Source organism: Saccharospirillum sp. (assembly GCF_040881935.1).
Taxonomy (GTDB): Bacteria; Pseudomonadota; Gammaproteobacteria; order Pseudomonadales; family Natronospirillaceae; genus Saccharospirillum.
Window position 1 is genome coordinate 1 of the sequence record NZ_JBBECH010000015.1, and the last position, 18,805, is coordinate 18,805.

Annotated in this window: 20 protein-coding genes; 4 read left to right on the forward strand and 16 right to left on the reverse strand. The window is 55.8% G+C overall.

Annotated features, from left to right (window positions below):
- Positions 1-20: 20 nt before the first annotated feature.
- From WEB54_RS01225 to WEB54_RS01250, 6 genes are all read right to left on the reverse strand, one after another.
- Positions 21-818 carry a DeoR/GlpR family DNA-binding transcription regulator gene (locus WEB54_RS01225; protein WP_368052828.1) on the reverse strand — a complete coding sequence of 266 codons (798 nt, stop codon included), beginning with the start codon at positions 816-818 and terminating at the stop codon, positions 21-23.
- Between the two features lie 184 nt (positions 819-1,002).
- Positions 1,003-1,812, reverse strand: a complete 810-nt coding sequence (phnE, locus tag WEB54_RS01230; protein WP_368052829.1) for a phosphonate ABC transporter, permease protein PhnE — start codon at positions 1,810-1,812, stop codon at positions 1,003-1,005.
- Positions 1,806-2,624: a phosphonate ABC transporter, permease protein PhnE gene (gene phnE, locus WEB54_RS01235; protein WP_368052830.1), complete on the reverse strand. Its 819-nt coding sequence runs from the start codon at positions 2,622-2,624 to the stop codon at positions 1,806-1,808. Before phnE (WEB54_RS01235) ends, phnE (WEB54_RS01230) begins: the two co-directional genes overlap by 7 nt.
- Positions 2,621-3,418 (reverse strand): phosphonate ABC transporter ATP-binding protein, encoded by a 798-nt coding sequence (gene phnC, locus WEB54_RS01240; RefSeq protein WP_368052831.1) that lies wholly within the window; start codon positions 3,416-3,418, stop codon positions 2,621-2,623. The genes phnE (WEB54_RS01235) and phnC overlap by 4 nt, the downstream gene beginning before the upstream one ends.
- A 57-nt stretch (positions 3,419-3,475) precedes the next feature.
- Positions 3,476-4,468, reverse strand: coding sequence for a phosphate/phosphite/phosphonate ABC transporter substrate-binding protein (phnD, locus tag WEB54_RS01245; protein WP_368052832.1), 993 nt, complete (start codon positions 4,466-4,468; stop codon positions 3,476-3,478).
- 469 nt (positions 4,469-4,937) lie between these two features.
- On the reverse strand, positions 4,938-5,762 hold the full coding sequence (locus tag WEB54_RS01250) for a transglutaminase family protein (protein ID WP_368052833.1): 825 nt from the start codon (positions 5,760-5,762) through the stop codon (positions 4,938-4,940).
- Positions 5,763-6,212: 450 nt separating this feature from the next.
- On the opposite strand from WEB54_RS01250, the gene bioB reads away from it, so the two are divergent.
- Positions 6,213-7,262, forward strand: a complete 1,050-nt coding sequence (bioB, locus tag WEB54_RS01255) for a biotin synthase BioB (protein ID WP_368052834.1) — start codon at positions 6,213-6,215, stop codon at positions 7,260-7,262.
- A gap of 72 nt (positions 7,263-7,334) precedes the next feature.
- Here the strand turns inward: bioB and WEB54_RS01260 are convergent, their stop codons facing one another.
- On the reverse strand, positions 7,335-7,637 hold the full coding sequence (locus WEB54_RS01260; RefSeq protein ID WP_368052835.1) for a hypothetical protein: 303 nt from the start codon (positions 7,635-7,637) through the stop codon (positions 7,335-7,337).
- Between the two features lie 158 nt (positions 7,638-7,795).
- On the opposite strand from WEB54_RS01260, the gene WEB54_RS01265 reads away from it, so the two are divergent.
- Complete coding sequence (locus tag WEB54_RS01265) at positions 7,796-7,945, forward strand: hypothetical protein (protein ID WP_368052836.1); 150 nt, start codon at positions 7,796-7,798, stop codon at positions 7,943-7,945.
- Positions 7,946-8,044: 99 nt separating this feature from the next.
- Here the strand turns inward: WEB54_RS01265 and WEB54_RS01270 are convergent, their stop codons facing one another.
- A complete protein-coding gene (locus WEB54_RS01270) occupies positions 8,045-8,809 on the reverse strand; it encodes a YiiX/YebB-like N1pC/P60 family cysteine hydrolase (RefSeq protein WP_368052837.1) in 765 nt (254 codons plus the stop codon).
- Positions 8,810-9,016: 207 nt separating this feature from the next.
- Here WEB54_RS01270 and WEB54_RS01275 point away from each other — a divergent pair, with 207 nt between their 5' ends.
- Positions 9,017-9,454 (forward strand): DUF1761 domain-containing protein, encoded by a 438-nt coding sequence (locus WEB54_RS01275; protein WP_368052838.1) that lies wholly within the window; start codon positions 9,017-9,019, stop codon positions 9,452-9,454.
- Between the two features lie 92 nt (positions 9,455-9,546).
- Here WEB54_RS01275 and WEB54_RS01280 read toward each other — a convergent pair whose 3' ends face one another.
- A complete protein-coding gene (locus tag WEB54_RS01280) occupies positions 9,547-10,506 on the reverse strand; it encodes an alpha/beta hydrolase (RefSeq protein WP_368052839.1) in 960 nt (319 codons plus the stop codon).
- Positions 10,507-10,609: 103 nt separating this feature from the next.
- Between WEB54_RS01280 and WEB54_RS01285 the strand changes: the two genes are divergently transcribed.
- Positions 10,610-11,662 carry a GlxA family transcriptional regulator gene (locus WEB54_RS01285; RefSeq protein ID WP_368052840.1) on the forward strand — a complete coding sequence of 351 codons (1,053 nt, stop codon included), beginning with the start codon at positions 10,610-10,612 and terminating at the stop codon, positions 11,660-11,662.
- Here WEB54_RS01285 and WEB54_RS01290 read toward each other — a convergent pair.
- The 7 genes from WEB54_RS01290 to WEB54_RS01320 form a co-directional block, all read right to left on the reverse strand.
- The gene (locus WEB54_RS01290; RefSeq protein ID WP_368052841.1) at positions 11,647-12,678 is read right to left on the reverse strand and encodes an LLM class flavin-dependent oxidoreductase; all 1,032 of its coding nucleotides are present in this window, start codon (positions 12,676-12,678) and stop codon (positions 11,647-11,649) included. The two genes, WEB54_RS01285 and WEB54_RS01290, sit on opposite strands and share 16 nt — an antisense overlap.
- A gap of 71 nt (positions 12,679-12,749) precedes the next feature.
- Positions 12,750-13,124, reverse strand: a complete 375-nt coding sequence (locus WEB54_RS01295; protein ID WP_368052842.1) for a Na+/H+ antiporter subunit G — start codon at positions 13,122-13,124, stop codon at positions 12,750-12,752.
- 46 nt (positions 13,125-13,170) lie between these two features.
- Positions 13,171-13,440, reverse strand: coding sequence for a K+/H+ antiporter subunit F (locus WEB54_RS01300; RefSeq protein WP_368052843.1), 270 nt, complete (start codon positions 13,438-13,440; stop codon positions 13,171-13,173).
- Positions 13,434-13,922 carry a Na+/H+ antiporter subunit E gene (locus tag WEB54_RS01305; protein ID WP_368052844.1) on the reverse strand — a complete coding sequence of 163 codons (489 nt, stop codon included), beginning with the start codon at positions 13,920-13,922 and terminating at the stop codon, positions 13,434-13,436. The genes WEB54_RS01300 and WEB54_RS01305 overlap by 7 nt, the downstream gene beginning before the upstream one ends.
- Positions 13,919-15,424: a monovalent cation/H+ antiporter subunit D gene (locus WEB54_RS01310; RefSeq protein ID WP_368052845.1), complete on the reverse strand. Its 1,506-nt coding sequence runs from the start codon at positions 15,422-15,424 to the stop codon at positions 13,919-13,921. Before WEB54_RS01310 ends, WEB54_RS01305 begins: the two co-directional genes overlap by 4 nt.
- Positions 15,424-15,789 (reverse strand): Na+/H+ antiporter subunit C, encoded by a 366-nt coding sequence (locus WEB54_RS01315; protein WP_028671331.1) that lies wholly within the window; start codon positions 15,787-15,789, stop codon positions 15,424-15,426. Before WEB54_RS01315 ends, WEB54_RS01310 begins: the two co-directional genes overlap by 1 nt.
- Positions 15,789-18,584 carry a monovalent cation/H+ antiporter subunit A gene (locus WEB54_RS01320; RefSeq protein WP_368052846.1) on the reverse strand — a complete coding sequence of 932 codons (2,796 nt, stop codon included), beginning with the start codon at positions 18,582-18,584 and terminating at the stop codon, positions 15,789-15,791. The genes WEB54_RS01315 and WEB54_RS01320 overlap by 1 nt, the downstream gene beginning before the upstream one ends.
- Positions 18,585-18,805: the final 221 nt, after the last annotated feature.

The window sequence follows — 18,805 nt, forward strand, 5'->3', positions numbered from 1 at the left end:
GTGTCGGTGACAGTTCACTGTTAAGTTTGAAGTGCGCTAGGAAGAATAACTTCAAACTCTGATTCACTACATTCGATAATGTCAACCGACTCTGGCAGGTTAGCCCGTTTTTCACTGGGTATGGTGTCAGTATAAAACCGATCAACATACTTGAACGAGGCGATCTTGCAATGCGAGTTCAGCGTCCATTTACTGTGGTCAGCCACCAGCAGTCGGGCCCGGGTATTGGATATGATGGCGCGGCTGACTTCGGCCTCGCGAATGTCATAGTCCATCAACCCATGGTCCAAGTCCATACTGCCGGTGCTGATGATGCCGTAGTCAGTGATGAAGGAACTGAAGAAGTTGGTGACCTCCGGGCCGACCACATCATGATCGCTGTGCCGGTATTGCCCGCCAGACACTATCACCTCAATGCCGGAGTTTCCTGAAAGCGCTGAAGCCACACTGAGGTTGTTGGTTAAAATTCGCAATGACTGATGATGGATCAGCGCCTGTGCTACCAGCTCAATGCTGCTGCCCACCCCAAGGCTGACGGTGGCATTTTCCGGTATATCGGCCGCGACACGCGCGGCCATCTGTTGTTTAGCCAGTAAGTTACGTACCTGATTTTCGCCAATGGGGTTTTTAGATGCGCTGGTTGGCAGGCTGACGCCGCCGTAACGACGGCGCAACAGGCCTTGCTCGCAAAGCCTGTTGATGTCTCTGCGAATGGTTTGTGTGGTGACGCCAAAACGCTGGGCAATGTCTTCAACTTCGACATGCTCCTGCTCACGCACCCATTCGAGAATACTGTACTGCCGTTCTTTGGCGCCCATTAGAATAAAGTCACTATCAGTAAACCCTTGTTGATATTATACGAGGCGTGCTTCGGCATGGTCTAACTCGGTGAACAGAGTATTCGCTTTGCCACAATCCATACTATTCGACCTAGGGCCTGCGTTCCAGTTTGGGTCGGGCGTATAGACCGCCCGGGAAAGCTGGGCGGTATTTTTCTCAGGGTTAAATCACTTTCTTGCGCAGGGCGCTGGTAAGCGCTTCCCCCAGAATGACCAGAACAACGATCGCCAGCAGAATGGTCGCGACGGTCTGCCAGGCAAACAGGTCGATCGACCCCTGCAGCAATACGCCGATACCACCGGCACCCACCAGCCCGAGCACGGTGGACTCGCGGATATTGATGTCCCAGCGCAGGATGATGATGGCAAAGAACGCCGGCATCACCTGAGGCACAATGGCGTACAGCACCACTTTCATTTTGCTGGCGCCGGTGGCCTGCATGGCTTCAACCGGGCGGCGATCAATCTCCTCGATGGCTTCACCCATCAGTTTGCCGATAAAGCCCACAGACCGGAACATGACGGCCAGAATACCGGCCAGCACACCCGGGCCAAAAATGGCCACGAACAACAGTGCCCAGATGATGGTATTCACCGAACGGCTCGATACCAGAATGAAGCGACCCAGCCACAATGTTGCCTTGTTTGGCGTGGTATTCTGCGCCGCTATGTAGGAGACCGGCAGGGCGATGAAGATCGTCAGCATGGTCGAGAGCGTGGCGATGTGCACCGTCTCCAACATGGCATTGAAAATCGCATTCCAGGTATTGAATTGCGGTGGCCACATGCGCGCACCCAGACTCTGAATCTGATTGGGTGCATCCCATACCCAGGGCCAGAAAATGTCTATATCGCGCACCGCCCAGACAATGGCAATCAGCGTTACCAGGTAGACGGCGTAGCGGGTCCACTGTTCTTTCCGGTCGTAGCGTGACCAGACATGGTCGGCCAGTTTTTCAGCGTGATCTACCATACTTTTTTCCTCACCCATCCGCTGACGCCTTCACTGATCAGAATGATGCCGATGATCATCAGCAGAATGGCAAATGCGAAATCGTAATCGTACCGTCCGAAGGCATTCATCAGCGTGCCGCCGATGCCACCGGCGCCGACAATGCCAACCACAGCCGAGGCGCGAAGGTTGCTGTCGAGCTGGTACATCGAAAGCCCGATCTGACGCGGCATGATCTGCGGAAAAACGCCGTAAACCAGCATCTTCAGATAACCGGCACCGACCGAGCGCATGGCTTCGACCTGGCCCCAATCGATCTCTTCGATTTCTTCAGCCAGTAACTTGGCCACAAACCCGATGGAGTACAGCGTTAACGTAAGAATACCCGCCAGCGGGCCAAACCCGACCGCGGCAACAAACAGAATCGCCACAATGACCGGATGGAAACTGCGCGAGACGATAATGATGGCGCGCCCCAGCAGATAAACCGGTAAGGGTGCCACATTTCGCGCAGCCATTACCGCTATGGGGACCGATAAAAACACACCCAGCAGGGTGGCTAAAAACGCGATCTGGAAGCTTTCTTTAAAACCGGTCCAGAGCAATCCTCCACGTTCGAAACTTGGTGGCAAGGCACCACCAAAAATTTGGGCAGCGCGGGGTAAGCCTTCGGCAATGCGTTCCCAGTTAAACGGCAATGTTGAGAAGGCCCAGTACAGGTAAACCAGGGTAATGGCTGCCAGCCCATAGCGTACCCAGGGGTTGGCTATAAAGGGTGGCTTTTTCCAGACCCTGCCCGACGATGCGCCAGTTGCGGTTCTGTCGGGTGTCATGCCAGTGCCTCCTGGGCCGTCTGGTTTTGCGGCTCGCCACCGTCTTCTTCGGGAGACTCTATGCCCCCGTAGATGGCATCCAGTGCATCCTGATTAAAATCTTTGGGTTCACCGTCGAAAATCATCTGACCATGGCGCATGCCGACAATGCGATCGGTGTACATCCGCGCTTGCGTCACGTTGTGAATATTGATTAACACTGGCAGCGACATTTCACTCGCCAGCGTTTGTAACAGACTCATGATTTGCTGCGAGGTTTTGGGGTCGAGCGAGGCGGTTGGTTCATCGGCCAGCAGAATTTGTGGTTCCTGCATCAGGGCACGTACTACGGCGACCCGTTGCCGTTCACCACCGGAAAGCTGATCGGCCCGTTTATTGGCGTAGTGCGCAATACCCACGCGCTCCATCAGGTTGAAGGCGCGGTCAATGTCGGGCTGTGGAAAGCGGCGAGTCAGCGCCTGGAAAAACGATACGTATCCCAGCCGCCCGGACAGCACATTTTCCATGACTGTCAGGCGATCGATCAGGTTAAAGCCCTGAAAGACCATGCCAATGCGACGGCGAGAGTGACGTAATTCGCTACCGCGAAGATTGATCAGCTCGTGGTCGTTCAGTTTTATAGAACCGGACGTCGGTTCAACCAGCCGGTTGATGCAGCGCAGCATGGTGCTTTTACCGGCACCAGACGCGCCAACAATGGACACAACACTGCTGCCGTCGACCTTCAGGTTCAGGCCTTTGAGCACCGGGTCGTTGCGCCCGTATCGCTTGACGAGGTTGGTAATTTCTAACATCTGTTTCACTCCCGACGGTGCCGCCTTATAAGGCGGCACCTGTTCTTATTGAAGCGCTTATTGAAGATTATCGCGGGTGTACTGAACACCATTGGAAGCCTGAATGGTGCGGATTACGCGCCAGTTATTCTGGTAGGTGATCGGGATAAACTTCTCGACACCTTCAAACTCTTCACCCAGCTCAGTGCCAGCGAACTCGAAGGTGTAAAATGCTTCGCGAACTTTTTCGGCGAGATCAGGATGCAGGTTATGCGCATGGTTGTAGGAGGTTGTCGGGAAGCGGTCCGACTCCCAAATCAGGCGTACGTCTGCCTCGTCGTACAGTCCGCGAGCAGCCATGCGTTCTACGACTTCCGAGGCTACCGGTGCGGCGTCATAGTCTTTTGCGACTACACCCAGCATGGACTGGTCGTGGCTGCCTGAGAACGAGATTTCATAATCTTCTCCTGGTACCACGCCCAGTTCCGGAAACAACGCTCGGGGGGCCTGGTTGCCTGAGTTGGATGTTGGTGACGTGTGGGCAATTCGCTTGCCTTTCAGGTCGGCCATTTCATGGATGTCAGAATCGACATGAGTGTACACCTGCAATGTATAACCAAATTGCCCGGAGTCTGAGCCCATTAATGCAAAGGGAACCGCGCCTGCAAGATTAACGGCAAACGGCGTGGGGCCCGTGGAAAAACCGGCGATGTGCAGTCGACCACTGCGCATGGCTTCAACTTGGGCAGAGTTGGATTGCACGGCGAAGAAGCGCACATCCTTACCGGTAACCTCAGCCAGGTGATCGATGAAGGGTTGCCAGATATCTGAATAAATGGCCGGGTCTTCAACCGGTGTGTAGGCGAAAATCAGTGTATCGGGATTAACCCACTGCGATTCATCGGTCGGCAAATCAGCCACCAAATCACCGTCTGTGTCGCAATACATGGCATCGAGCGCACCATGTTCACATTCGGCCAGTGCCTGGCTACTGAAGCCGAGCAATAACGCGGATGCCATTAAGGTTGCGGTAGGTGAGATGCGGGGAAGCAATTTTTTGTACAGGTTCATGGTTGGTTCTCCATCGGGTGCGGTCCATGCTTGAAGGCTCCATGCCTTGTATTGAACATCCTGAAAGGACCTGCCCCATAAGTTTGTTATTGTTAGATGTTCAATTGAACATTTATAGTAACAGTAAACCACCATTAGGCAAGGCAAGCGTCTATTAATAATGGCTGATCAAGTCACTTTTCCAGACAAGTTATTGAATTTTGGGAGTAAACTTCCTTTAGAGATTGTTCAATTGAATATTTAGAGGTTTTTTTTGCTTTGGCAGCCGGGCGGCTGATCAGGGTGTGAATCCTGCTGCCACTGCCCATTGACGCGCACTGGTAGAACGCCAGGTAATGGCCGAGATCTTGACTATTAGCCCGCTCATTGCCGGTGATTTCCTCGTGCTGCAGGTCGAGTTCTACCTGGTGGCCCTGCAGTTCATGGAGCAGTCAGGCAGAGCAAGCAACACCGACTTACACAGTTGGGGTTATCGAACGGGGGCTGCTTCCCGAACTTCGTCAGTGTGCACCTTAAAACGCGTCAGGGTGTTGGAACCGAACGCAGTACTGATGGCGACATCAGCGGCATCGCGGCCGCAGGCAATGAGAATGTGCCCAATGCGGGGCGCGTTATTGCGCGGGTCAAACAGATACCACCGGTCGTCGAGGTAGACTTCAATCCAGGCCGCAAAATCCATCTCTTCGTAGGGTGGAGGTAGGCCCATATCGCCCAGATAACCCGTGCAATAGCGGGCTGGGATATTCATGCAGCGACACAGCGCGATGGCGAGGTGCGCATAATCGCGGCAAACGCCTTTTTTCTCCTGAAATACTTCCCAGGCGGTTCTTGTGTTTCGCGCATGGTGGTAACCAAACTCGATGTGTTGATGAACATAGTCGCAAATTGCCTGGACCCTGGACCAACCTGTGACATTGTTACTGAACCGTTGCCAGGCAAAATCGACCAGAGAATCAGTTTCGCAGTATCGACTGCCAAGCAGGAACAGCAGCGTTTTGTCAGGGAGTTTTTCAACCGCGATCTGCTGGGCCTCGTGGTTCACCGGAGTGGATAATCCCGTGTCTTCGATCACAGCATCTGTGGACAGGTGTAACGGGCCCTTGGGGGCGATGATGCGGGAGCAATGGTTACCGTAAATGTCGTAATAATCGTCAATCGGGATTGGCGGGTCGGCAACCATAAGGTCGGGAACGACCAGATCCTTAACCCGGCTTGAGTGCACATGCAGTGACAGGATCATCGGAGTGGGTTTGGGGCAGTCGAATACCAACTCGTAGCCAAAGCGTATCTTCATTATGTGGATCCTGTATTGCGCGGCCTTAATATGCATTTTGAATCTTGTGACAAGCCAGTATGATGCCTGGCAGAGTGCAGATCTGTACGTTGAACCACAAAGATGCCTGGGCGTAAGGGTGGATTATTCCGTGTCTGTACTTTTTTGCCGGTATGAGTTTCGGCGAACGGAGACGGGCCGTTTTCACCCTCTATTGTCGGTATCTTTGATGCTTGCTGTGGGTGCATCAGGGAGTAACAAACCGTTACAATTCGCCGGTTTCATTTGCTTCCGCCGACGCGGTAGCCGGATTCTGGTGGACGCTTTCACATAACGCTGCGCAGGGTTTTCTCATCGTGCAAATTTACGGGTCAGTAAATAAACAGCTGTAAAGATAGGGTTCTCCAAAAATTGACTTGCCATGCTTCGTTCTTAGACTGCTAAAGTTCACTAGTGAAGCGAGGAATCCCCATGCAGGTGTTCGGTGCTCTCCGTCACGACTGGACAACGGCTGAGGTACGTGAACTTTTCGCGCTGCCTTTTAATGATTTGTTATTTCAGGCACAGAGCGTACACCGTCAGCATTTTGATCCCAATGAAGTGCAGGTGAGCACACTGTTGTCGATTAAAACCGGTGCCTGCCCAGAGGATTGCAAATACTGCCCGCAAAGCGCCCGTTACGATACCGGGCTGAAGAAAGAGCGGCTGATGGCCGTGGCAACTGTGTTGCAGCGGGCCAGGGAAGCCAAACAGAGCGGCTCCACCCGTTTTTGCATGGGTGCGGCCTGGCGCAACCCTCACGATAGAGACATGCCCGCCGTTATCGAGATGATCAACGAGGTTAAATCACTGGGCATGGAAACCTGCATGACGCTGGGCATGCTCAGCCCTGAACAGGCGGTGATGTTGAAAGAGGCCGGGCTGGATTATTACAATCATAACCTCGATACCTCGCCGGAATATTACGGTGACGTCATCAGCACCCGTACCTATCAGGATCGTCTGGATACTCTGGAACATGTCCGTGCGGCTGGCATGAATGTGTGTTCTGGCGGTATTGTCGGTATGGGCGAAAGTGCCAACGACAGGGCCGGACTGCTGGTGCAACTGGCCAATTTGGAACCACAGCCTGAAAGTGTTCCCATTAATAAGCTGGTAAAGGTGATGGGGACGCCGCTGGATCAGGTTGAAGACCTGGATGAATTCGAGTTTATCCGCACCCTTGCGGTAGCCCGTATTATGATGCCAAAAAGCCATGTGCGGCTCTCGGCAGGACGTGAAGCCATGAATGAACAGATGCAGGCTCTGTGCTTTTTTGCCGGTGCCAATTCAATATTCTACGGCTGCAAGCTGCTGACCACGTCCAATCCTGAAGAAGATGCCGATACCCGACTGTTTAACAAGCTTGGCATCAATACTGATCGCGGTCGTGGTTACTCCGATGAAGCCCACGAGGCGGCGTTGGTGGATGCCCTTAATCGCCAGAAGACCGATGTCCTGTTCTATGATGCCAGTGCCTGAAGAGCGGCTGTGTATTCGCAGGGAATAAAACGCGTCAGCCTTTAAGTGGCTATCGATCTTTTGGTGATGCCATTAACGGCTCTTAAAGACATCGCAATCACCGGTTTCTGCAAAGCCAACAATGGTTCCGTCTGCTCGTGTCGTGATGTTGTTCATGCAGCCGTTGATGTCCCAGATATGAAGCTGATTCTCCTCACCCGTGGTGGCTGTCCGGTAATCCGGCTCGCCCCATTGCTGGTATAGAAAACGGATGTTCTTCCCCAGCAGGTTATCGTCGTTTTGGCTGGAAACCGGGGTGGTTGTGCAGCCCGCCAGCAAGACGGCGTTGATTAGCCAGAGTGTAAAGAGTCTGACCCGTACTCTGTTGTGTATCATTCCCTTTTCCTCTTTTTTTACAGCCCTTGGAACAGAGGCTGTGTAAAACGCATAAAGAAGGTCTACCAGCGTCATTCTTTCATGACTCTTGCCGCATTGACGCATCGGTGCTTGCATTGTAGAACTACCTAACGGGTTCACAATGAGCAGGGAACAGGATGAAAGCAGTTGTTTATACACGCTATGGTACACCGGATGTGATGCAGCTGTGCGAGCGGCCAGTGCCAGTACCCAAAAAAGGTGAGGTGCTGGTTAAGGTGCATACTACAACCATCAACGATTGGGACTGGACGCTGGGTTGTAATTAATGTCATTCAGCCAACCGTTGTCAGCGGTCTCACTCAGGGGTCTTGAGCCTTTCATTTCGACAGCATTCGAGCTCCCTCATCGTTACTGTAATGCTGGAGTCACGATTCCGACAAGCCAGTGGACCAGGTCACCCGGTATGGATCAAAGCCGCCAGCGATTCGGGGTTTGATGATCTGAAAAAACGGCGACACGTCGAAATCACGAGGGGTAAACAAACTGTGGTGGCGGATGTGCAGAATCTCGTCACGGCAGCGGATGCACCCGGGGTCTTGTCGATCGATGTGCTCGATGTCCGGCAAGATCGGGTAGCGGACGTGCTGGAAGGCTTTGGCGATGAGGGAGGAGCAGATGGCCAGGGTCGGGTCGCCGCTGCCAAGAGCAATCATCCGTCGGCGCCAGTGTTGTGGCACCGGAGGAGTGGGAAGCAGGTAGCGAACCAGGTCGATGATGTTTTTCAGGTCATACTGGTGTCCGATGTGTTGCATGGCATGGGCAATCAGACGATTAATGTCGTCATCACTGAGCCCCACAGGCCGGCAAATTCGCGTGTGAAAATTAGCATAATGGCTAACCGGTATCAGCCGCACGCCTTCACGTACATCGGCTTCAACCAGCGCAGCTACCGGTAGACCCTGGCTACCTGGCAACAAGGTTTCACCGACGTAGAGCGCGGCGTGTGACCAGGTAGACTGAGTCAGGTATTTGATGCCCTGGCTGATTTTGCTGTTGCCTTCAACCAACAACACATCAGCCCGCTTTAAGGTGGGTAGCACGGATACCAGTGAACTGGTTTCAACTGACTGGTTCTTCGGGTTGCTGCGGGTAAGGTAGGTGGCCAGCATTCGGCCGATGGACTGCATCATATTGGGCTCTTTCGTTTGGCTACACCACCACGGTCAGTCGCCGTGGACTCGGGACAACAAGCTCAGAGGCTCAGGGGTGCCCACGAAAAGCATACCGGCTTCACCTCACAGAGCCAATTGGCAAATACCGTCCCTCCTGTTCCCTTTTCTGGCAATGATCGGGTGCTGCGATACACTGAGATGTCAGTAGGCGAGGAGTGAAAGCTTATGGATTGGTCCTCTCTGGATTTCAGTTGGCGTGTCATTATTGCGGTAATCATCGGCGGGTTCGCCAATTTCTTTTTGGGTGCGCTGTGGTATGCATTGCTGTTCCAGAAACCCTGGGTGAAGGCAACCGGACGCACGATTGAAGAGATTCAACAGGACGGTGGGCCGGGCATGTCGATGGCGCTGACCTTGCTGGGTGGCATTGTCACCACGCTGATAATCGCGTTGCTATATCAGTGGAGCGGTGGCAGTACAGTGCTGGATGGCCTGATTGTTGGGCTGACTCTGGGACTCGGCCTATCTGTCTGGGAGCGATTAAAGACTGCAGTCTACAACGTGGATGATCGGGTGCAGCCCTGGGCATTGTTTACTGTGGATGCCAGCTATAACGTCTGCGGGCTGGCCCTGGCGGGGCTGGTTTACGCCATGATTGCATGAGGTAAGCAGGCGACCGGCACCTCACTGGCGTGTGCCAGCCACCATCCTTTGGGCTGAAATCAGCGGTGACGATTTGTTGTCGGTAAACGGGGTCACAGCTGACCCCGGAAATACTCGGCCAGGCTGTCCAGTACCGCCTCGTCTTTCAGTATCCGGTAATGGCCGAGGCCAGAGCTGATCCGGGTGTCTGCCCTGGGCCAGTACGCCATCGTCGTTTTGAAATCCTGCCAGTTTATTTCTTCATCCTGATCATCCGCGATCAACAAGCCGGGATGGTTTATGTATTGTCTGGCCATGTCGTGGGACAGTCGTTCGAAGAGCGTTTCGCGGGTGCCTACCCATTCCTGGCTGAGTTGTATTGACCGGGCTGCGAGCCGTGTTTTGAATTGGTCGTGGACCGCTGCGCTCAAGCCCAGCGACTGGCTGAACCGGTTGAGCATGGCCTCCATGTTGATCCCCGGAGCAATGAAGGCGAGATGCCCGGGTTGGAAGCCTTTGGCGATGGCTTGAACGACCGCCTGGCAACCGAGTGAATGGGCAATTACCCCGGCCGGGCGGCCGAACCGGCTCTGAATGGTCAGCAATACCTGCATGAATTCGAATACATGAGTAAAGCGGGTGCGGTTCATACCGTGTGCTGGCATATCGAACAGACACAGCTGATAACCCGCATCGACCAGGCCGGGCACCAGATGCCGGAACTGGGCACCGGTGCCGCGCCAGCCGTGTATACCCAGAATCAGCGGCGCCCCGGGGTCACCCCAGAAGTGCAGGTCGACACCGCCCTGGCCGGTTAGCAGAACGGTGCGCCGATGCGCACTCTGCCAGAATGTCTGGGTTCTTTTGCCAGGTCGGCCGTGTACCGGGCGAAACCAGAGTGCCTGGAGAATCCGAGCGGCAAGGTCGGGCGATACCCGGCCGATCAGGTTCAGGGTGGTGGCCATGGCGCGGTAGCTGGCTGGCACGTTACCGGGGTCGGCGTGCTGGTTGGCGGCGGATACCCGGCTTGGGCTGGGATGCTGTTGATCTGAAAGGGCTGGGCGCAGAGTCATGATGGGGGTCCCGGTTGCTGTGAGTGTCCCGTTAGTCTGTTCCTTGCGGTAGCGGGGCATAAGTGTCATATTTGCCCTATTACTGGCGAAAATGGACGTTACGATGAAGGTCGTGATTCTGTTAACAGACCGCTGTGTGGGTTCCATGGCGGTGAGTCTGATCGACGGGTTGATTACGCTGAATTATTGTCACCTTAAGGCCGGTGGCGAACGCCCGTTGTTCGAATGGGTGACCGCATCAATGGACGGTAACCCAGTGACACCCTTCAATGGCATGAAACTAACGCCGGATTGCTCCATCCACGAGGCCTATGCCGATACGGGTACAGCGCTGGAGGATCAGCTCTGGGTAGTGCCGTCCATTTACGATGCCATTTCCCGCCAGTCAAAGATCGTTGGGGCATTGGCCCGGCTGCAGCCGATGGTGTCGGTCATCGCCGATCATTACCGGCGCGGTGGCCGGGTTGCGAGTTGTTGTACCGGTTCTTTTTTACTGGCGGCTGCGGGTTTGTTTGAGCATTGTCCGGCGTTGATGCACTGGCGCAGCGAGTTGAATTTCCGGCAATTATTTCCCCAAGTACGGGTCGATACCCGTTCTGTATTGGCGGACTATGGACGGATTATTTGCACCACCGGCGGCGCTCAGACAACCTACCAGCTGGTACTGCATCTTGCGGAAAAAGTCGGCAGCCGGGACCTCGCCCTGACCGGGGCCAAAATGATGCAGGTCGACCGTTTTCCGACACCACCGACGGTGTACAGCGCCACCGACGATGACCAACCCCACAATGACGAGCTGGTTCGCCTGGCTCAGGCCCGGTTTCGGGAGTCGTTGCACGGGTCGGTCAGTATGGAGGCTGCGGCGCAGCAACTGAACATCAGCAGCCGCCAGTTCAAACGCCGGTTTCAGCAGGCGACCGGGGTGTCGCCATTGAAGTATTTGCAGAAAGAACGTCTGAAACGTGCCTGCCAGTTATTGGAGAACAGCCGCCTAACCTCGGCGCGGATTTCGTTGGAAGTCGGCTACCAGGATGAAAGCAATTTTCGCCGGCTGTTCAAGCGTGAGCTGGGCATGACCATGGAGAAATACCGCGACCAGTTCGGGTTTCATCCTGCAGGCGCGGCTGAACGACTCACCCGTTATACGGCAACCTGACTGGCAGCGATGGCTCGCATCGCATCAGCGGCTATGTCAAACGACTTGAACCGGGCTTTGTCGTCGAACATCTGACCGGTGAAAATGATTTCGTCGACCTCGGTCCGGTCGATAAATCTTCGCAACCAGGCTTCCACCTGCCCGGGTGTGCCCACGGCGGATTCAGCCAGGGCATGGTCGACTTGGGCACGCTCTATCGGGCTGCCGACCTGGTCTGGCTCGACGGGCGGTTTGAGTGGGCCTGGAGTGCCGCGACGTAGCGCCATAAACTGTTGTTCCACAGAGGTTTTCAACACCCGGGCCTGGTGTTCGGTGTCGGCGGAAAAGACATTGACCGCGGCCATGGCGTAGGGAGCATCAAGGTACTGTGAGGGTTTAAAGCGTTCGCGGTAAATCGCCAGAGCCTGGTCGAGATGGTCTGGTGCGAAATGCGAGGCAAAGGCGAACGGCAGGCCGAGCGCGGCAGCAAGCTGGGCGCTGTAAAGGCTGGAGCCGAGCAGCCAGACCGGTACTTTCAAACCTGCGCCGGGCACGGCCTGAACGGTCTGTCCGGGTTGAACTGGTTCGAAGTAATGCAGCAATTCCTGCACATCGTCGGGAAAGGTGTCGGCTGCGTTCATTGGGTTGCGGCGCAGCGCCTGCATGGTGGCGCCATCGGTGCCGGGTGCGCGGCCGAGGCCGAGATCAACCCGGTCCGGGTAGAGGGCGGCCAGGGTGCCGAACTGCTCGGCGATGGTCAGTGGTGCATGGTTGGGTAGCATTACGCCACCGGCTCCGATGCGGATACGCTTGGTGCCTTCGGCGACAAAGCCCAGCGCTACGGCGGTAGCGGCACTGGCGATGCCGGGCATGTTGTGATGTTCGGCCATCCAGAAGCGGGTGTAACCGGCTTGCTCGGCATGCTGCGCCAGGGCGCGGGAACGATGCAGGGCTTCACGCGCTGTGCTGCCCTGGTTGACGGGTGAAAGGTCGAGAATGGAATAGGCGGTCACTGTGGTCTCCGTGAGCGAATTCATTGAATGATTCACTCTGTATCATGAGGGGCATCCCGCCAGTCACAAGGTGCCGATAGTCACAGTGCAGAGCGTTATGGTTGCTCTGTAGCCTCAGGCGGCAGTCGGTTGCGAGCCGGTTCCTGCAAATGCTGGTTCTGAGTGCGGTCGAGGGCTTGTTTTTCCTTATGCATCGCCGCCTTGCCCATCATATGGGCGGTGATGGGTGCGGTGATAAACAGGAACAGGGTGATGACCAGTTCTTTTACACTGATGCCCTCCTGATTAACACTGAAATAGATGCTGGAAGCGATCAATACAGCGCCAATGCCCAGCGTTGAAGCCTTGGTGGGCGCGTGCAGTCGGGTGTAAAAGTCGGGCAGTTTGGCCAGGCCGATGGACCCGACCATCAGAAAAAAGGCACCCAGTATTAACAGAATTATGACCAGCCACTCTACAAATAGGCTCATTCAAAGGCTCCACAGTTATTCGACAGGCGACGCAGATCGCCTGGCATTATTCGATCAGATCGCCGCGCACCAGATACTTGCACAACGCCGCCGTGCTGACGAAACCCAGCATGGCAATTAACAGTGCCCCTTCGAAATACAGGGGCGAGCCGAAGTACAAACCCAGCAGAACAATCAGAGCAATGCTGTTGATGTACATGGTGTCGAGTGCCAGCACGCGGTCAAGCACACTCGGGCCCTTCAGCAGGCGCCACAGATTCAGCAGCAACCCGATCCCGACGAAGGTGCAGCTGATTAAAACCACGATCTCTAGCATCCGAATATCTCCTTCAGCGGTGACTCATAGCGCTGTTTGATTCTGGCTATGGTATCGGCTTCGTTGGTCAGGTTCAGAACGTGCACATACAACCACTGCCTGTCTTCGGAGACCTCCAGACTGACCGTACCCGGCGTCAGCGAAATACTGCTGGCGAGCAAGGTGATGGGCAGGTCCAGAGTGATGTCGAGCGGAATGGCGATAAACCCGGGCGTGATTTTCCGCACCGGTCCCAATACCTGAATGGCCACTTCAACGTTGGAGACGATGATGTCACCCATCAGCATCAGCAAATACCGCGCCGCGGTTAATGGCTTTTTAAGCGTCGGCTGGGTTTTGCGCATGGAAGCGGTGCCCAGTGGTATCAGCACCGCAAAAATCAATCCAAGCAGAATATTTCCGGCGGAAATGCTGTTGTTCATCAGCAGCCAGACGGCCAGCAGTATCATGCTCAAATACGGAAAAGGCAGAATGCGTTTCATGGCTGACCCTCCGCAATCAGAGTCTGTACCTCGGGGTACATCTGTTGCATTTGCAGTGCGGCTGCTTCGGCAAATTCGGTGGCCGGGCCGCCAAAAATAACCAGCGCCGGGGAGGCCAGCAGCAGCAAGACGATGGCGATAATCTGAATGGGTCGGGCGTTTTCGGTGCCGGTTTTATTGCCTGAGACATGCCAGAACAAATTGGTGCCCGCCCGCGACAGGGCGATGATCACCGCCAGGCTGCTGAGCAGAATGGATGACCAGACCCAGCCCATCTGGGTAGCGGTTTCAGCCGCCTGCAGCAACAGGGCTTTGCCGACGAAACCGGACAGCGGTGGCAGACCCGCCACGGTAACCGCACCGATAAAAAACAGCAGACCCAGCAAGGGGGCCTGCTTCATTGGTCGGGACACCACAAAACGGTCGGTAGCCTGGCCACGCTGTTGTGCAATCAGGTCGGCCAGTAAAAACAGAGCACCCGTGACCAGGGTGGTGTGCACCAGGTAATAAAGACCGCCAATCACGGCCTGGGTGTTTAGCAATACCACAGCGACCAGCAGGGTACCGGCGGAAATCAGAATCAGGTTGGCGACCAGGGTGCGTAAACTCGGTGCTGCCAACACGCCCACTGCACCGATCACCAGGGTGAGCAGCGCCAGCGGCCAGATCCAGGGAATGGCGATGTAGGCCAGATCTCCGGCGTGTTCGCCAAACACCACGGTGTGCACCCGGAAAATACTGTAAATGCCGACCTTGGTCATGATCGCAAACATCGCTGCCACCGGCGCGCTTGCCGAGGCATAGGCTTTGGGTAACCAGAAGTGCAACGGCATCATGGCCGCTTTCAGGCCGAACACCACCAGTAACAGGAGAGCGCCCGCTTCGGCCAGAATGCTGGCACCGGGCGACAGGTCGGCAATACGGGTCGACATTTGCGCCATATTCAGCGTGCCGAGGGTGCCGTAGAGCATGCCAAGTGCGAACAAAAAGAACGCCGACCCGATCAGGTTCAAGACGATGTAGTGAACGTTGGCCTGGGTTTTTTGCTTGCCACCACCGTGAATCAGCAGCGCATAGGAAGCGATCAGCAACACTTCAAAAAAGACGAAGAGGTTAAAGATATCGCCGGTCAGAAAGGCGCCGTTAACACCCATCAACTGAAACATCATCAGCGAATGAAAATACTTGCCCTGGTTGTCGTCACCGGCCAGTGAATACAGCACGGCTCCGGTGGCCAGTACGGTGGTGAGCAATACCAGCAGCGCTGAGACCCGGTCGGCAACCAGTAAAATGCCGAACGGCGGTTGCCAGTCGCCCAACTGATACAGTTGGGTCGCCTCGGTGCTTAAGTGGAATAACACCAGAGCGCTGCCCAGCATCAGAACCAGGCTGATCATGCTGGTGATCCGCTGTCGCCGGATCGTCCGGGCCAGCGGTGGCAGCAGCATTAGCGTGGCGGACAGCAACGGTATCAGGATAGGCAGGACAGCCCAGTGTTGCATCAGTTTTTCTCCTTGAGCCGATCGCTGGGCAGGCCTGCACCCGGTGGGTTACGTCCATCGACATGATCGTTGCCCAGGTCGGAGCGGGCGCGAATGGCGAGAATCACCACGAAGGCGGTCATCGCAAACCCGATCACAATGGCAGTCAGCACCAGTGCCTGCGGTAAGGGGTCGGCGTATTGCTCGGACTGGCCCAGAATGGTGGCGCCATTGATCAGCAGTCGGCCACTGGAAAACAGGAAGAGATTGACGGCATAGGACAACAACGTGATGCCGACGACCACCGGAAAGGTACGGCCGCGCAAGGTCAAAAACAGACCACAGGCGGTTAGCAGGCCGACGCAAAATGCAAAGATGGCTTCCATTATTGGTGCTCCGTCTCTCGTGCGCGTTCAGTGGTGGTGTGCTGGCCCAGGTTGGCCAGAATCAGCATGGTGGCACCGACTACGGTCAGATAAACGCCCAGATCAAAGGCGATGGCGCTGGCCACCTCGAACTCGCCGATGACCGGCCAGGTCCAGTAGTCGTACCAGGAAGTCAGGAAGGGGTAACCAAAGGCCCAACTGCCGACGCCGGTCAGTGTCGCGATTAACAGGCCGCTGCCGATGACTTTCTGGTAGTCGAGCTTCAACCGGTCTTTAAGCCAGTCAACACCGTGAGCCATGTATTGCTGAATGATGGCGATCGAGGTAACCAGACCGGCAATAAAGCCGCCACCCGGCAGGTTGTGCCCGCGCAAGAAGATGTAGGCCGAGACCAACAGGGCGAGCGGCAGCAAACCCTGGGAAATGACCGATAGCATCATCGGGTGTTTGTCTTCTGTCCAGGGGCGGCCGTAGTCATCGCTGGTGGGTTTGAACAACCCCATGCGGGCGATCAGTTTGTAGATGCCGAGCGCTGCGATGCCCAGAACGGTAATTTCACCCAGCGTATCAAAGCCCCGGAAGTCGACCAGAATGACGTTCACCACGTTGGTGCCGCCGCCACCGGTTTTTGCATTGGCGAGAAAGAATTCAGAAATGCTGTCCAGCGGCCGGGTGATCAGGGCGTAATTGATGGTACCGATAATACCGCCAAAGATGGCGGCGATGGTCAGGTCCCGCGCCACACGTCGTGGGCTGGATTCCTTGGGCGTGTTCTGTGGCAGGAAGAACAGCGCCAGCAGCAATAGAATAATGGTGACCACTTCAACCGACAGCTGCGTCAGCGCCAGGTCCGGTGCTGAAAATAGAGCAAAGGCGAGCGAGACAATCAGTCCGACCACTGACAACATCAGCAGTGCGATCAACCGTTTGCGATGCCAGATGACCGTGCCCAGAGCCGAGACTGCCAGAAGTGCGGCACCGGACAGCATGACGGCATCGACCGGGATCTGGGGCCGCAGACCGGCGGTGGTGTTCAGGTCAATCAGCGGCAACCCCAGTAGTACCAGCGCAAACAGAATCAGCAAAAAGGAGTAGCGTTGCAGCGAGCCATTTTCAAACCAGTCGATGAAGGTGGCGCAATGCTTCATCACCCATTTGACCGATTTGTCAAAGATCAGATTGGCGTTGGCCTCCGGAAACTGGGACTGAAAGGTGAATAGCTTTTCCCGGCTAATGTACACATAGGCGCCGCCGGTCATCGCCAGGGCGCTCATCAGCAACGGCAGATTAAAGCCGTGCCAGATGTAGAGGCCGTAATCGGGCAGGTCGCCACCGACCACGGCACCGGCCGCCGTGGCGAGAAGGTCGCCGATCAGCAGGGCGGGCCAGATCCCGACCAGCAAACACAGCGCCACCAGAATATCGATCGGCAGGCGCATGTAACGCGGTGGTTCGTGCGGCGTTTTTGGCAGATCGACGGGCTCGCCGTTGAAGAAGACGTCATGAATGAAACGCAATGAATAAGCGACGGAAAACGCTGTACCCACGGTCGCCAATACCGGAATCATCCAGGACAGTGAGCCCAGCGAGCTTTGATCCAGCGTTTCGGCGAAGAACATTTCTTTCGACAAAAAGCCGTTCAGTAACGGCACCCCGGCCATGGAGGCGGCGGCGACCATGGCGAGGGTGGCAGTGTAGGGCATGTACTTCCACAGCCCGTTCAGGCGCCGCATGTCGCGAGTGCCGGTTTCATGGTCGATGATGCCGGCCGCCATAAACAGCGAGGCCTTGAAGATGGCGTGGTTGATGATATGGAATACGGCCGCCACGGCCGCCATGTCGGAGCCCATGCCGAGTAGCAGGGTGATCAGGCCCAGGTGGCTGACGGTGGAATAGGCCAGAAGACCTTTCAAATCGTGCTTAAACAGGGCGGTGTAGGCGCCGATCAGCAATGTCGTCAGGCCGGTCAGGCTGACAATGACAAACCAGAGTTCGGTACCGGACAGCACCGGGTAAAACCGGGCCATCAGGAAAATACCGGCCTTAACCATGGTGGCGGAGTGCAAGTAAGCACTTACGGGCGTTGGCGCCGCCATGGCGTACGGCAGCCAGAAGTGGAACGGGAACTGGGCCGACTTGGTGAAGGCGCCGAGCAAGACCAAGATCACGATCACCGGGTAGGCGGCGTGCTCGCGCAGCAGGTCGCCGCTGTTGAGCACGGCGGTCAGGTCGTAGCTGCCAACAATGTTGCCGATCAGGATGACGCCCGCGAGCAGGGCCAGGCCGCCGAGGCCGGTGACGGTCATCGCCATGCGCGCGCCCTTGCGGGCGTCGGTGTTGTGGTTCCAGAAGCTGATCAGCAAAAAGGAGCTGACGCTGGTCATTTCCCAGAAGACCCACATCTGGAGCAGGTTGTGCGATACCACGATGCCGAGCATGGCGGTCATAAACAGGATCAGATAGGCGTAAAATAGGCCCATCGAGTCTTTGTCGGACAGATAGTAGCGGGCGTAGAGGATGATCAGCAAGCCGATACCGAGTACCAGCATGGCGAACAGCAGGGCTAAACCATCCAGATGCACCGACAGCTCGAGCCCAAGCAGCGGAATCCAGGGCGCGGTGGCAACCACGGCTTCACCATCAAACACCGCAGGCATTTGTAACAGCACCAGAACCAGCGCCAAAGCGGGCAGGGCAGCGGTTGAGAAGGCACAGACGGTTCGACCAAAGCGCTCGGTAAGCAGGGGTACAACTGTCCCCAGCAAAGGTAACAGCAGTATCCAGAAAAGACTCATGGGTGGGTAAGGCTCCCCTTGGTTAAAACGGTAACAACAAGCGAGACAACCTTTGAACCTACGCTACTGCGCGGTGCACAGATGGGGCCGCTCGCCCGCTGTTCAATGGCGGAAGAGGATAACGAGGCAGGCAACGAGCGTCCAGAAAAACCGGAATTGTTGGTGGGTTGCCACTCGGAATGGTGGTTTACCTGGTCTTCATTCTTTGTAGGAGGCCAGTC